The organism is Okeania hirsuta (genome assembly GCF_003838195.1).
Taxonomy (GTDB): domain Bacteria; phylum Cyanobacteriota; class Cyanobacteriia; order Cyanobacteriales; family Microcoleaceae; genus Okeania; species Okeania hirsuta.
Window position 1 is genome coordinate 36374 of sequence record NZ_RCBY01000015.1, and the last position, 15502, is coordinate 51875.

The 15502-nt window shown below is 34.5% G+C and carries 11 protein-coding genes and 1 pseudogene; 7 read left to right on the forward strand and 5 right to left on the reverse strand.

The annotated features are described in order from the left end of the window. Positions 1–646: 646 nt before the first annotated feature. Positions 647–1264, forward strand: a complete 618-nt coding sequence (locus D5R40_RS04595) for a GNAT family N-acetyltransferase (protein WP_240038813.1) — start codon at positions 647–649, stop codon at positions 1262–1264. A gap of 614 nt (positions 1265–1878) precedes the next feature. Here D5R40_RS04595 and cofG read toward each other — a convergent pair. The 3 genes and pseudogenes from cofG to D5R40_RS04605 all read right to left on the reverse strand — a co-directional run. Then, complete coding sequence (gene cofG / locus D5R40_RS04600; RefSeq protein ID WP_124143730.1) at positions 1879–2868, reverse strand: 7,8-didemethyl-8-hydroxy-5-deazariboflavin synthase subunit CofG; 990 nt, start codon at positions 2866–2868, stop codon at positions 1879–1881. A 352-nt stretch (positions 2869–3220) separates the two neighbouring features. Beyond that, on the reverse strand, positions 3221–3361 hold the full coding sequence (locus tag D5R40_RS34580) for a hypothetical protein (protein WP_161564924.1): 141 nt from the start codon (positions 3359–3361) through the stop codon (positions 3221–3223). 21 nt (positions 3362–3382) lie between these two features. Further along, a pseudogene (locus tag D5R40_RS04605) lies at positions 3383–3732 on the reverse strand (transposase domain-containing protein); the annotation flags it as partial. Between the two features lie 816 nt (positions 3733–4548). Here D5R40_RS04605 and psbA point away from each other — a divergent pair. The 4 genes from psbA to D5R40_RS04620 all read left to right on the forward strand — a co-directional run bounded on the left by psbA (position 4549) and on the right by D5R40_RS04620 (position 7966). Then, a complete protein-coding gene (gene psbA, locus D5R40_RS04610; RefSeq protein ID WP_124143731.1) occupies positions 4549–5610 on the forward strand; it encodes a photosystem II reaction center subunit D1 in 1062 nt (353 codons plus the stop codon). A gap of 336 nt (positions 5611–5946) precedes the next feature. Then, entirely contained in the window at positions 5947–6102 is a 156-nt protein-coding gene (locus D5R40_RS37380) for a hypothetical protein (protein WP_161564372.1), read from the forward strand. Between the two features lie 30 nt (positions 6103–6132). Further along, a complete protein-coding gene (locus D5R40_RS04615) occupies positions 6133–6330 on the forward strand; it encodes a hypothetical protein (RefSeq protein ID WP_124143732.1) in 198 nt (65 codons plus the stop codon). 652 nt (positions 6331–6982) lie between these two features. Continuing rightward, positions 6983–7966, forward strand: coding sequence for an ABC transporter ATP-binding protein (locus D5R40_RS04620; protein WP_124143733.1), 984 nt, complete (start codon positions 6983–6985; stop codon positions 7964–7966). A 538-nt stretch (positions 7967–8504) separates the two neighbouring features. Here D5R40_RS04620 and D5R40_RS04625 read toward each other — a convergent pair. Beyond that, complete coding sequence (locus tag D5R40_RS04625; protein WP_124143734.1) at positions 8505–9443, reverse strand: glycosyltransferase family 2 protein; 939 nt, start codon at positions 9441–9443, stop codon at positions 8505–8507. A gap of 1144 nt (positions 9444–10587) precedes the next feature. Next, a complete protein-coding gene (locus tag D5R40_RS04630; protein WP_124143735.1) occupies positions 10588–10884 on the reverse strand; it encodes a hypothetical protein in 297 nt (98 codons plus the stop codon). Positions 10885–11436: 552 nt separating this feature from the next. Here D5R40_RS04630 and D5R40_RS04635 point away from each other — a divergent pair. Both D5R40_RS04635 and D5R40_RS04640 read left to right on the forward strand, forming a co-directional pair. Continuing rightward, entirely contained in the window at positions 11437–12804 is a 1368-nt protein-coding gene (locus D5R40_RS04635; RefSeq protein ID WP_124143736.1) for an NAD-dependent succinate-semialdehyde dehydrogenase, read from the forward strand. A gap of 992 nt (positions 12805–13796) precedes the next feature. Then, positions 13797–15434, forward strand: a complete 1638-nt coding sequence (locus D5R40_RS04640; protein ID WP_124143737.1) for an acetolactate synthase large subunit — start codon at positions 13797–13799, stop codon at positions 15432–15434. Positions 15435–15502 lie beyond the last annotated feature (68 nt).

The following is a 15502-nucleotide window of genomic DNA, read 5'->3' on the forward strand; positions in this document are numbered from 1 at the left end:
TAATCTTGATCTTGTATAGCGCTTTCCTACGGAATGCTGGCGCAAATGCGCAGGCAACAGGCAACAGGCAACAGGTAATAAGGGAAATAAAAAGCTGATAATATCAGACTTTTAGCTATTGGACAGTTCCTGTAATTTGTAAATATACCAGCACGCACTGCTATAGTTGATATTCAATAATATACAGTTGCTTAAAATGTTATAATTAGTGATTTTGATTCAGGATCAAAACAATTTTTACCTACAATAGAAAGTTTTCTGAATTTAAGAAAATTTTAATTATTTGGACTTTTGCTTCTTGTTATACATACTAAATTGTTAGTGGCCTTTCAACCTATCAACTAGTGCCCTGATTAGTATATATACTAAAAGCTGTAGTAGGCTGCTCAATATCATTTTTTAATCTAAAATCACTTTGCCTACAAAAATGACAAGATTTGTCAAAAATTCTAAAATATATTAGCTTTAAACTTTTAATCCTATTGCCTAATTAAGCAGTTGCCTTTTTTCAGATTTTTACACAACCTCAAGATGGCTACTACAGATATTCTAGCCTTTTATATAGAATTTAGATATAGTTAGTAAATTTATTGTGAACCCTCTATTTTGTTTATCAAAGTTTCTAGAACCTCAAGCAAAAAAAAAATTGTCTAATGAATTTAGTTTTTTCATCCGGATTGCTCAACCAAAAGATATCAACAGTATTACCGAAGTTTTGACTAATAGTTTTTACTCCTGTCAAGGAATTATGGGTTATGTTCGTCCTTTTTTACGACTAGGTATTTACGAAGATTTACGCAATCGCATTCGTTCAAAAACTGAGCATTATTTATGTCTTGTTGCTATGGTTGTCGAAAATACTGAGTCTACCAGGGATGTATCTAATACTAGAAAACAAGATTTGGTAGGAACTGTGGAAATTGATGTGCGTTCGCGAGGTGGGATGGATGTCCTCTTATTCAACTCTTGGCAATTAGATAATTTAGATAATTTTGAGTATGCTTATTTATCAAATTTAGCTGTTGATGCTAACTATAGAAAATTAGGAGTTGCTCAAAAATTGTTAAGTTATTGTGAGCATAAGGTATTAGGATGGGGTTTTTGTGAGTTATACCTTCATGTATTAGAAAATAATTATACTGCTCGAAGACTTTACGATAAAGCTGGTTATCAATTACAAGAAGTTGAGTGGACTTTCGGTTCCCTACTATTTGGGCAACCTCGAAAGTTACTTTTGCGTAAATCTTTTTCGAGTAACATTTAAGTCTCAAGAATAAGATTTAATATCAAGTCCGGTAGCATCAGTATTGTCAAGAAGAAGCAAGAGGGAAGAAGCAAGAGGGAAGAGGTAGAAAGACTTATAGCAGTTTTCATGTTTCATAGAATACAGAAATTTTTGCTTAAAGGCAGAAGCGGTGCGACCCCGCGTCGGCAGCAGACGCAAGTGGTCTGACCCCGCGACGAGGACAGCTCGCTTGCGGAATGCTGACTCCTGTGAGGGAATGCGCACTAAGAGAGGCACTTATGCTGAGGGCAGAAGTTTTGTAGTCAACATGAGTGAAAACCGCTATAAAAGTCTGAAAAAAACTTCAATTTCCTCTGTCACTCAATTTTTCTGCCCTTATCTGCTAAAAATCCTCACATTTTAGGACTTACGCATGAACACTATTGGTGGGGTGTGTTTTGCTGTCGCATAACTCCGTTAACGCTCCGCGACATGTTTGCGGAGCATGACCATAGGAAAAAGCGGTAGCGTAACTGAGCAAAACCCTATATCTATATTTCAGTGCGTAAGTCCTGATGTTTAACCGATCAATTATCGCGCAAAAATCATCAATTCTTTCCCCCTACTCTGTAGGGACGTTGCATGCAACGTCCCTACCTACTCCCTACTTCCTCTTTTCCGGAGAGGTCTATTAACAATCTCATACGCCATTTACTCACAACATTACCTAAATTTGTTGGCAACCAAGCATCATATTGAGAATAAACAGGTAATCTTTTGATTAGTTGCCATCTTCGCGATTGCAACACTTTTGCTAAACCTTGATAATGGGGATGAGGATAATCAGGGTTGACTTCATCGTGGAGTCCAATTCCTCCTAAGTCACTCGCACCAGTTTCTACACAAGCTAATAATATTTCCGGTTTTGTAACTAAATTAGGAGGAATTTGTAACGCAATGGTTGAGGGCAAAATTTTACGAGCGATCGCTACAATATCTGGCAACAAATTGATGTCGAAAGCTTCACTATTCCATATTTGTCGCTCACCAGGACTGTAGGGTTGTAAAATAACTTCTTGAATATGACCCCATTTTTTATGAACATTAGCGATCGCTATTAATGTTTCTTTCCAGTCAGTTACAGTCTCTCCAACTCCTAATAATAAACCAGTAGTAAATGGAATTCTTAGTTCGCCAGCTAATTCTAATTGTTGTAAGCGTAAATGTGGTATTTTACTAGGAGCATTTTTATGAACTGTTTGTAGTAATTTAGGTGTCATCTGCTCCAACATTAGTCCCATTGACACATTAACTTGTTTTAACTCCTTCATTTCTGCTCTACTAAGTGGCCCAACATTAGTATGAGGTAAAAATCCTAAAGATAGAGCTAGTTTGCATAAATCATAGATTAATTGGAACCAAGTTGGTCTATTTTGGCTGTTTGGATGTACTTCACCACTCAGAATTAAAATTTCAATTACACCTTGATTTTTTAGGGACAGTAATTTTGCTTCTGCTTCTGATAGACTAAGCCATGAACTTTTACTTGGTTCTGAGCGAAAATTACAATAGGTGCAATGATTAAAGCATTCATAGGTAGGAACTATTGTATAAGCAGGACTATATGTAACAATTCTAGACATGGGTGAAGTATTAAATTTAATTAGTCAAATCTATATTAGAGAGACGAAAAAATTAGTGCGGTTGGAATAATTATTTCATAGAGGAAATACCTTTGTGGCAAGTTGTCAAAGAGGCTAAAACTAGCAATATGAGTAGTTGCTTGGGAAATTACCCAGAAGCAGTATATCGTCATATTTTTCAAATAATTCTAGAGCTAATTTTTGAAATTGTTCTGGTTTTAATAGTTCTTTTTTTCCTCTTTTTCCTTTTTGAAGGTTGCGTTTACCATTTTTGACTCCAACTTCACCTAATTGATTGTATTTTTTGATTATTTCTCAGGCATAATCATCATTAATACCTATAGCGATCTCACTATTTTTCACTGTCCAACCTCATGATACTTTCCACAATAAATGCCACTTTCACAGACTCTACTGGTTCTACAGTTTTTTTATACCTTTGTTTGAGTTCAGATGAACTCAAATAATTTGCTAAATATACTTTTCTTGGCATTTCATTAATCCTATAGTAATCCTAAATAGGTTCTGGCAAAATTCCATACTGAAAAAGCTTTGGGAAATCGAATATTTGACCATATGCAAAAAACTTAAATAGCCACTTAACTACTTTAAAAGAATTGCAAAAATGATCATATTTTATGATGAAATTTTTGCCTGGTAACCAAATATCTTCAACAGGATTTTGCTCCGGAGCATTTGGAGCCAACTTTGTACCATGTATCAACCATTCTTATATGCGATAAATTTTGATTAATTAACATCAAATATTCTCGAAATTCTTGAGATTTATGGTAAGTTGCTCCCTCCCAAAATATTGCCAATCTTTTACCCGGTTTTCGCGCTTTGCAAATATTTGATAAATTGTAAGCATTCAGCAGTCAGCTATCAGCTTTATTACCTTTAAAGGAGAAAAAAGCAATTTTATCAAAGCTCTCAGAGTACGAATTTCTGGTTGAGAATTTAGTAGAACTTAAACGAATGCTTGCTTCATTCATTAAAAAGCTGAAGTCCGCAGTTCCGACTATAGGAGGATAGCTGACCGCTAATAGCTGAATGCTTACGAAGTAAAAGAGGTAGATATCCATGAAAATATAGATAGCACCTTAATGATTTTACAAACTCGTTTAAAAAGAAAACCTAATTATCCATAAAAATTCAATAGTTTAAGTTCCCAGCTATATTAATAGTGTTGTGGGTGTTAATGGGAGGTGTTATATCAAATCCGGTTATACAGTTATTGCACTTTCTACTTCCATTCAATGCAGACATAAAATGCTGGAATATCCCCAAATAATTCCCACTTTCTTCCTACTGACTCCTGACTCCTAACTCCGCACTCTTAACTCCGCCGATTATTACGATAACTAATGATCCGGATACTATATCAATGTCCAATTGTAAATCTTGAAAAGCTGATAATGCAGCTCCTCTGTAATAGGCTTGCTGATAGCTGAGTGCTACTTCAAATAAGTTATTTTTTATTGACTTTTAAACATAAATATGATACCTTATTAACATGATAAACAAAACTTATAACTTAGTTAAACAACACTATCCTTAACACCCCTTTACAAAACGAAATAAACTAGCTATATTATTAATAACGGAGCAGGAAACAAAAAAACACCTGCACCGCCGTACCTCGAAAATTTCATACATATATAACAGCAATCATACATTATGACAACTACCTTACAACAGCGTGAAAACGCCAACGTATGGGAAAAGTTCTGTAGCTGGATCACCAGCACAGACAATCGTTTATACATCGGTTGGTTCGGTGTATTAATGATCCCCACCCTTCTCACAGCTACTATCTGCTACATCATCGCATTTGTAGCAGCTCCTCCAGTAGACATTGATGGTATCCGCGAACCCGTCGCTGGTTCCTTAATGTTCGGAAACAACATCATTTCCGGTGCAGTAGTACCTTCCTCCAACGCTATCGGTCTACACTTCTACCCCATCTGGGAAGCAGCAAGTTTGGATGAGTGGCTATACAACGGTGGCCCATACCAGCTAGTAATCTTCCACTTCCTCATTGGCGTATTCTGCTACATGGGTCGTGAGTGGGAATTATCCTACCGCTTAGGTATGCGTCCTTGGATCTGTGTTGCATACTCTGCTCCAGTAGCAGCAGCAACAGCAGTATTCTTAATCTATCCAATCGGACAAGGAAGCTTCTCTGATGGAATGCCTTTAGGAATTTCCGGAACATTCAACTTCATGTTAGTGTTCCAAGCAGAGCACAACATCTTAATGCACCCATTCCATATGTTAGGTGTAGCAGGTGTATTCGGTGGTTCATTGTTCAGTGCAATGCACGGTTCTTTGGTAACATCCAGCTTAGTACGTGAGACAACAGAAACTGAGTCTCAGAACTACGGTTACAAGTTCGGTCAAGAAGAAGAAACTTATAACATCGTAGCAGCTCACGGCTACTTCGGTCGTTTAATCTTCCAATATGCATCATTCAACAACAGCCGTTCCTTACACTTCTTCTTAGGAGCATGGCCAGTAGTAGGAATTTGGTTCACAGCATTAGGTGTGTCCACAATGGCCTTCAACTTGAATGGTTTCAACTTCAACCAGTCGATCATCGATTCTAGTGGTCGTGTGGTAAATACTTGGGCAGACATCATTAACCGGGCTAACTTAGGAATGGAAGTAATGCACGAGCGTAATGCTCACAACTTCCCTCTAGATTTGGCTGCTGTAGAAGCTCCTTCTATCAATGGTTAATTTCTAGTTGATTGATTGAATTTTTAATTACTCAAAAAAACCCTCCCTTTGGAGGGTTTTTTTTATTTCTTTTGTGATACAACTTGAAGTACCGAATGTGGGTTATACCAAATTAATAAATATTTGCTACAAATAGCTAGGATATTTCTTAGGAGTCAACCCACCCCTAACCCCTCCCAGGAGGGTAACTCAGTCGGACTGAGTCAGAATCAATAGCTTCAATACCATTTTTCAGGTCGTAAATCATTCTTTTTGTCAAAGGACATATCATGCATTTGTCTTTTTATTCCTCTTACTATTCGTAACATTATTTTTTCACGCTTGGTATTAGATAAAATGAAAATTACTAATACAATTACAAAGCCAATATTTGTTAGTTGGGCAGCTCTGGCATTAATATTTGGGTCTTTCACTAAAGAACTAAATACACAAAATGTAACATCAGCTCCAGGAGGTAGCACAGGTTGGGAGCCTGTTTCTACTACAAATTAGTCAAATTGTGCAGCTAAAGCAGTACAGAAAATGAGCAGTTTAGTAGCAACAGGACTAATCAAAACTGTTACTGGTTCTTCTTCACGGTATGCAAGAGGGAATGCTGTTTTTAATATTGTCTGTCATAAGAATGGTAAGTATGTTAGGGTTGATATTATATGTTTTATTACTTGTCTGAATGATACTTATGACATTCGTTCCCAGATAGATAAAATGATGAAATGGTAAATTCAACCTTCATCTAAATTATTCAAAAAATCAAATTTTTTTAGAATTTAGTTTTTCCAAGGCTTCAAGTATTCTTGCTTTTAAATAACATATAAATAAGACTTAAACAAAAACACTATATGTAGTTAGTAATAAATTAAAACTATAACGTCTTATATATGTAGTGTCTAGAACTCAAAAATGGTTAAATCATGTGTACATAGGTTTTCATGTGGGTAGACCAAAGTAGCAACGTTCCATGGAATGTCCCTACTGGATTTTAGCTGTTATACCAATTTGATCAATGTTTGCTACAAATAGCTAGGGGATTTTTTCGGAGTCAGTGGTAGGGGCAAAAGGCCGTTTGCCCGTACAGGTAGGGGAGCTTTTGGTAAGGCAATGTATAGAATGAATAGCTTCGATGCCATTTCTTAGTTTATAACTTATCTTATTAGTCAAAGGGACATCTTATCGCCCTTATTATTTGTAACATTCTTTTTTCAAATTGGTATTACTTGAGGTCATCTTTGAGTTCTAGACACTACATATCTATAACGTTATAGTTTTTCAACATAGAAATCTATGAAGAAACCAGGTTTTCGGGTTCTCCTACTGAAGTCCTGATTCAGTTTATGATAAAAAATAAAATATTAAATATATAGGCTGAATTTTTATGGAATCTGCTGTCAATATTCCCACTGAAGTAAAGACACCAGAAAAATTGCCAGTGATAGAAACTAATAATTTAGGTAAATTTTACCGCACTGGTTTTTGGATGAATCAAAAAATAGAATCTCTTAAAAACTGTACTTTGACAGTTTATCAAGGAGAAACTTTTGGACTTTTGGGACAAAATGGTGCAGGAAAAACTACCCTACTTAAAACTTTATTAGGAATTGTATGCCCTACATCTGGATCGGGAGTTTTATTAGGGCAGCCAATAGGCGATCGAGTAATTAAAGAAAAAATTGGTTACTTGCCAGAAAATCCCTACTTTTATGAATATTTAACTGGATGGGAATTTCTAGAATTTGTAGCAGGATTATTTCAAATACCAACATCAATACAAAGACAAAGAATTCCAGAATTACTTGACCTAGTGGGATTGTCTAAATCAACAGCTATTAGAAAGCAACTACGTCAATATTCTAAAGGAATGTTGCAAAGAGTTGGTATGGCGCAAACTTTGATTAATGACCCTGAGTTAGTATTTTTAGATGAACCTATGTCAGGTTTAGATCCAATGGGACGTTATCAAATCAGAGAAATTATTATCTCGCTCAAAAAACAAGGGAAGACTATTTTTTTTAATAGTCATGTTTTGTCTGATGTGGAGAAAATATGTGATCGCATTGCTATTCTTGCACAAGGAGAATTAATTTGTATTGGTACTTTAGATGAAGTATTAGGAACTAATGAAAGTTATTATGTTAAGGGTAAAAGTGGTAATCTTAAGATTCTTAAACAATGGATACCAGATTTAGAATTTGAGCATAATTTTTGGCAAGGTCATTTGCGGGGAGACCCTAAAGAATTTTTAGTTAGTTTGGGATTAATGAAAGCTACACTGATGAAAATGAATATAGAAAGGCTTAGTCTAGAAGAGTATTTTATGCAGCAATTACGAGAAAAGGGAATTTTTTCTAGTAGAGAATAGGGTAATATGATGTGTCCCTCCGAGGGAGCTACGCTATAGGTTAAATACTTATAAATAACTTAGTGAGGAATGAGGAGCCGCCGGATCGGTGACGTACAGGAGTCAGGAATTAGAAGAGTAGAAAGGAGATCAAGTAAACATGATTCAAATATTTATTCGGTACTGTCAATTCTTAAATGTTATTTATAGCTGATTATCTGATAGCCTAGCTCCCCCGGAGAGGCACATCATATTAAGTATGCAGCCCTATTTTTAATATTATTGTTAATGCTTTGTATTGTTGGTAATAATTATGTTTTTCATAACCAATTGAAAATTATAAAGTTGTCATAAAACCTATGATTTATAATTATTGAAGTTGGAATAATTCGCTTATACTTATAGAGCCGGTGATTATTTTTAAGTGTTTCATCAACAACTATTGATACTAAATTTAGTATGAATTTGGAACCTATATAATTTTACATAAAACTGTTCTATTCTCTATAAAAATAGTTTCGTAATATTCTTTTATCTTCATTGCTATATAAATATAAAATTAATTAATCAAAACTTTTTTGATTAAATTTTTATTGTCTTTTTTCATTCTTCTAGCAATAGTAACTTCTAAAAAAATTTGCCAGGCTTTCAGAGAAAAAAATGCTGGTAATAATATATTGATAGCTGTTAATAATTGTTTTTGTTTGAAAGCAACTATACCCCAATGTAAATTTATGTATTGCCGTATATCTTCAAGTTCTGGAATTAGATTATAATACTTTTTATGAACTTTAGTATATATTTTTTCTTTTATTAAAATATTAGTATTACAACGTTTTTTCAAAGGAATTTTCCTGTCATATCCTCCTATCCAAATAGTACGATAAACTAAACATTGGTTGAGAAAAATAGCATCACCAAACTCAGTAATTCTAATCCAAGAATCAATATCATCGCAACTCCTTAAATTAGTATCCCATCCTCCAGATTCTAAAAAAGCATCCCGACGAAAAGCAACTTGAATAGGAGTACCAAATGGCAATGATTCTAGTAACATCCCATAGTGAATATCTTCTTGGGAAATATAAAATGCTGTTCCAGGTCCTCTTTTATAAGTACGACTAATTTCTACCTGATGACAATCAACTTGTGCTGCCTGACAAGAAAGAATCACTGCTTGAGAATGAAGAATAATTGCTTTAGTCATTTCCTCTATACAATTAGCTGCCATATAATCATCATCATCTAAAGGTTTTATCCAATCTCCCTGAGCATTTTGCACCCCTAAATTCATTGTTGCTGCATGACCTTGGTTAGAAGAAGTACAATAGTAAATTACACGATCTCCTAAGCTATTGACATATTTTTTTGTACCATCTATTGAACAGTCATCAACTACTATTATTTCACATTCAACCGTTTGTTCTAATGCCGAATTAATTGCCCGTTTTAATAAATCTAAGCGATTATAAGTTGTAATTACGATACTAAATTTCATTAGCAACTTTTCCTCTACAATTGCATTAATAATATCAGAAGATAAACTGTCATTTATATTAAAATCATAGTTGCAAATTTTACAATTTTTATTTATATTATAGCGAAAAAAACTACTGCTACACCAATTCTTCCTCTACAATTGCATTAATAATATCAGAAGATAAACTGTCATTTATATTAAAATCATAGTTGCAAATTTTACAATTTTTATTTATATTATAGCGAAAAAAAACTACTGCTACACCAATGAATTTACCTATATAAAGATATGCTGTTTGTAATTTGTCTACTGTTAATTATAACTGAATTAGTAATATTGCTTCCTCTGCTTGTAATTATCTTCAGTCTAACTACGTTCCTGTAGATAATTACAATATATTTTTATCTCTGCTGAATTCAATAAAGTTTGTAGTAAGTTTTCAAATAATTATGCTTTTACAGAATTGTAAAGTATTAAATTTAAAATAACGGTTATAGTTATATTTGAATATTGAAAGATTATTTTCATCCCATTCTCATAGTTTCAATATCAAAGATATATATCTAGAAGTTATTTTTGATTGTTCATCAGTCATCCGTTAATATTTTAAACAGGTTCGTTGAAGACCCTCACGCCTCTGGTTAAAAAACTTATAGTATATATTGATGGCAGGTTGCTCATTTCCATCACACATTTGTTAACACAGTTCCTCCACAGGAGGCTAACTATTCACTTTTGACGGATTAAAATTACTCTTGTACAAATAACTTAACGTATGTCAACTGCCCCTGATAATTAGTTAGTTTTCCGTAGAAAATAAGATTGCTAGTTTTAAAATCTAGCTTACTTAAATCTACATCTACTAATATCTCAACATTATAAATATCTAAATAAATATCTAAGTTTGATATTGCAATCTTAGTTGATAATTATGTTATAAAATTGTATCAAATAGTTTAGTCGTCAAAATTTATGATTGATAAATCATAATTAACAGTGTTTTTATGAAATTTTAGATATTACTGAACCTATGCCACTAATAAAATGCGATTAACCCAAATATGTACAGTGACGATATGGCTAACCCCACGCTCCGCGAACCCTAAAAAAGCATCACGGGCAAGCAGAAATACGCTCCCATCGTACAACTAGACGACGATATTTAAGTTGATACCACCCACGCGCAACGCTCTTGTTGAAAACTAGGTACAGAAATTTTGATCGGTCGTCCACGTTTCTTTTTGCCTTTCCAAAGTCCCTTAGGAAGTTGAGGTCTAATCCCTCTTACTAGATTAAATATTTTTTGATCAACAGTAGTAAATTCAGACATGGTATCTTTAACGAAGTCAGAAGTGATTTTTGTAACGGGGATTTTGAGCAACCCTACAAAAATATTTCGCCTTAAAAGGCGGGGTTTTAGACCAATTATTTTGATAAAAGTGTGATACTTTTTATACATTTAATGATACCCCTATCATGTTGGTTTTTCTGGCCTGATAGGGAGATTTAGACAAAGTCTAGCTATTGTAGGTGATTGAGATAAAACATATATATATATATACATAGACTTCGCTACAGTTTGAGGAATAGGAAATAAAGACTGTCTATCAGGGCTTACAAAAAAACACTTATAATATAGAACTTAAAAACTAGAGTGCTCCACTATATATGGAGTTTATAACTGAAAAATTTGTAAATCCTATCTATAAGTGTATATTTTTTTATATCGTTAAATGATTGTAAAAGATAGTTAAGAATTAACTGTTTTTGCTAGTGCAAGCGAGTATGATAAAGTATAAAGCCAAACTAAAGTTAACAAAAATTAGTAAGCTCTTGGATGAAATTAACACCCAGGGGTAAAGAAGCGAATAAGTTAAACTATCGAAGGATTTACAGCAGCAAGAAAAAAAGTTATTGTCAAAAACATTATTGTCACAAAATGTATTGATATTCATAACTTGTGACTTAATTTAAAAAGTAATTTTAACTTTAAATTGAGGAGAAAAAATTAATGGCGATCGCTACAATTAATCCAGCAACAGGAGAAACACTAAAAACTTTTGAACCAATCACAGATGCAGAGATTGAAACAAAACTAGAATTAGCAATCACAACTTTTGGTCAATATCGTCAAATTTCCATGACTCAACGTGGGGAATGGCTATTAGCAGCAGCCGATATTTTAGAGAAAAATGCTGAAAAATTTGCCAAAATAATGACCCTAGAAATGGGTAAAACTCTGAGTGGAGCTATCGCTGAAGCTAAAAAATGTGCCCTAGTCTGTCGCTACTATGCAGAAAATGCAGCAAAATTTCTCGCTGACGTACCAGCACAAACTGACGCAAGTAAATCTTTTGTCCGTTATCAACCATTAGGCCCAGTGCTAGCTGTTATGCCTTGGAATTTTCCCTTTTGGCAAGTTTTCAGATTTGCAGCACCAGCTTTAATGGCAGGAAATGTAGGTTTATTAAAACACGCCTCTAATGTTCCCCAATGTGCCTTGGCCATTGAAGAAATATTTAAAGAAGCAGGTTTCCCAGAAGGAGCATTTCAAACCCTATTGATAGGTTCCAATAAAGTAGCAGGCATCATGGCAGATGACCGAGTAAAAGCAGGAACTTTAACTGGAAGTGAACCAGCAGGAATGGCTTTAGCAGCAATAGCAGGTCAATCAATCAAAAAAACTGTTTTGGAATTGGGAGGTAGCGATCCATTTATAGTATTAGAAAGTGCTAATTTAGAACAAGCTGTGTCTACTGCTGTTACAGCTCGGATGTTGAATAATGGCCAATCTTGTATTGCAGCCAAACGCTTCATATTAGCAGAAACTATTGCTGAAGAATTTCAACAGCGTCTAGTAGAAAAATTTGAGGCTTTGAAGGTAGGAGACCCTATGTTGCCAGATACTGATATTGGTCCTTTGGCAACTCCATCTATTCTTCAAGAGTTAAATGCTCAAGTAGAAGCTTCTGTTGAGAAAGGAGCAAAAGTTCTGACTGGTGGTCATCTTTTATCTGACAGTCCGGGAAATTTTTACCCTCCTACTATTTTGGCGGAGATTCCAGTAGATTCCCCTGCTTATAAAGAGGAATTTTTTGGTCCTGTTGCCTTGATATTTCGGGTTACTAATATTGATGAAGCAATAGAACTGGCCAATAACTCTCCTTTCGGATTAGGTGCAAGTGCATGGACTACAGATACAGCCCAGACAGATAGGTTAATATCAGAACTAGAAGCAGGTGCAGTTTTTATCAATGGTTTAGTCAAGTCTGACCCACGTCTGCCTTTTGGTGGGATTAAACGTTCTGGCTATGGCCGAGAACTTAGCAAAGAAGGAATTCTGGAATTTGTCAATATTAAGACAGTTTGGGTGAAATAACTAAGTATCTGGCGATAAATAAAGTTAATCTTGTCTACCTACTTAATAGCTGTTAGGAGTTATAGCAATTACTTAAAATATTGTCATACTTAGATTTGATATTTATCAATCCTAGAAGTTGAATTGAGTGCTTAGTATGTAATAATTCTGATTATTTTCAGAGTGATTTTTACACCCCAATCAAATATAGTGTTGCTTTTAAAAGTGGGTATAATACCAAATCCGGTTTTGAAAAGCTCCTTTTAAAACATTGACTAAATCTTTAATTAGAGCAAGGATTTAGGCTATAAAAATAAGAGATGTATGAAAACCGGATTTGGTATTAGATGTGATATCAAATCCGTTTGTACAGTTATCGAAAAACTTTCTTCTATATGTGAAGTAGTAGGGATGCTCCATAGAAAGTCCCTACATATTCCCACTATGGAATCCTAACTTCTAACCCCTAACTCTTAACTCTTGACTTCTAAGTTATCAAATAACTAATTATCCGGATTTGATGTGAGGTATTATAGGATGTTTAGCAAGTATAGTTTTTGTATCTAAAATAATTCCGAATCTACCTTTAACGCTTTCCCTATTTCAGGAGGATTAACTGGAGATTAGACAACTTTACCCACTAACAACTTTGAAAGCATCATCTTAGATTAAATCTAACAATAGGCAAGAAAAATAATTTTTATATCTACTACTCAGGTATATTTTTTACTGCCTGTGAGCTGCTTTAACCAAATGTTAAATTGATTTCGCACAGATACTTAATTACCTGGGAAAAAAAGTTAAATAGAGGTTTAATTTATCTTGATTCCGGAAAAGAAAAAAAATAATCATTTATAGAATTTGTGTTTTAAAATTAAGCATTATATTTCAGCCTGTAATTTTAGATAAATAGTCGAAATTACTTTTCGTTGTACCCGTAAATTTATCTGAATTTAAAGTTAAAACTTTCGATTTAGTTTTCTACCACCTTTGATCAAAGGAGAAAAATAGAGATGAACACTGCAGAATTATTGGTAAAATGCCTCGAAAATGAAGGAGTCAAATATGTATTTGGACTCCCTGGAGAAGAGAATCTGAATATCTTGGAAGCTCTCAAAGATTCTCCAATTCAATTTATAACTACCCGACATGAACAAGGTGCCGCTTTTATGGCAGATGTCTATGGTCGTTTAACAGGAAAAGCAGGAGTTTGTTTATCAACATTAGGCCCTGGAGCGACTAATTTAATGACAGGTGTTGCTGATGCTAATTTAGATGGCGCACCTTTAGTAGCAATTACAGGTCAAGTTGGTACAGATAGAATGCACATTGAATCTCACCAATATTTAGATTTAGTGGCAATGTTTGAGCCAGTAACTAAATGGAATGCTCAAATTGTTCGTCCTAGTAATACACCAGAAATTGTCCGCAAAGCATTTAAAGTAGCTCAACAAGAAAAGCCTGGCGCAGTACATATTGATTTACCTGAAAATATTGCGGCAATGTCTGTAGAAGGGCAACCTTTGAATCGTGATAAGCAAGAAAAATCTTATTCTGCTTATCAAAGTATGACTGCAGCAGCAGTAGCAATTTCTAAAGCAAAAAACCCTGTAATTTTAGTGGGAAATGGAGCGATTCGGGCTAATGCAAGTGAAGCTTTAACAGAGTTTGCAACACAATTAAATATTCCTGTTGCTAATACTTTTATGGGTAAAGGTGTGATGCCTTATACTCTTCCTCTGTCTTTATGGACTACAGGATTACAACAACGGGATTATATTACTTGTGCTTTTGATGAAACAGATTTGGTTATTGCAGTTGGTTATGATTTGATTGAATATTCACCAAAAAAATGGAATCCTCAAGGTGAAATTCCGATTATTCATATTGGAGCAAAATATGCGGAGATTGATAGTAGTTATATTCCGATAGCTGAAATAGTTGGAGATATTTCAGATTCTTTGAATGAAATTTTACGACGTTCTGAGCGAATGAATCAAGTAAGTCCGACTGTATCAGAAATTAGAACAAATCTTCGCTCTGAATATGAGGGATATAGTAAAGATAATGACTTTCCAATTAAGCCTCAAAAACTAATTTATGATTTACGTCAAGTAATGGGCCCAGAAGATATTGTTATTTCTGATGTTGGTGCTCATAAAATGTGGATTGCTAGACATTATCATTGTGACCGTCCTAATACTTGTTTGATTTCTAATGGATTTGCTGCAATGGGTATTGCTATTCCTGGAGCGATCGCTGCTAAATTAGTCCATCCTGACCGTAAGGTAATAGCTGCAACAGGGGATGGTGGGTTTATGATGAATTGTCAAGAGTTGGAAACTGCTTTACGAGTGGGTACTGCTTTTGTAACTTTAATTTTTAATGATGGTGGTTATGGTTTGATTGAATGGAAGCAGGAAGACCATTTCGGTAAGTCATCTTTTATTAAGTTTGGCAATCCAGATTTTGTTAAGTTTGCTGAAAGTTTTGGTTTGAAAGGTTATCGAGTTGAGTCTGCTACTGATTTAATTCCTACTCTGAAAGAGGCTCTTGCTCAAGATGTTCCCGCTGTAATTGATTGTCCTGTTGATTATCGAGAAAATGCTCGTTTTACTCAAAAATCAGGTGGTTTAAGTTGTTCTATTTAGCTAGTAGTAGTTCGTAGTAGGTTTGAGTAGGAGATTTTTCAGCAATTTATGATTGGTTATTGCTTGGT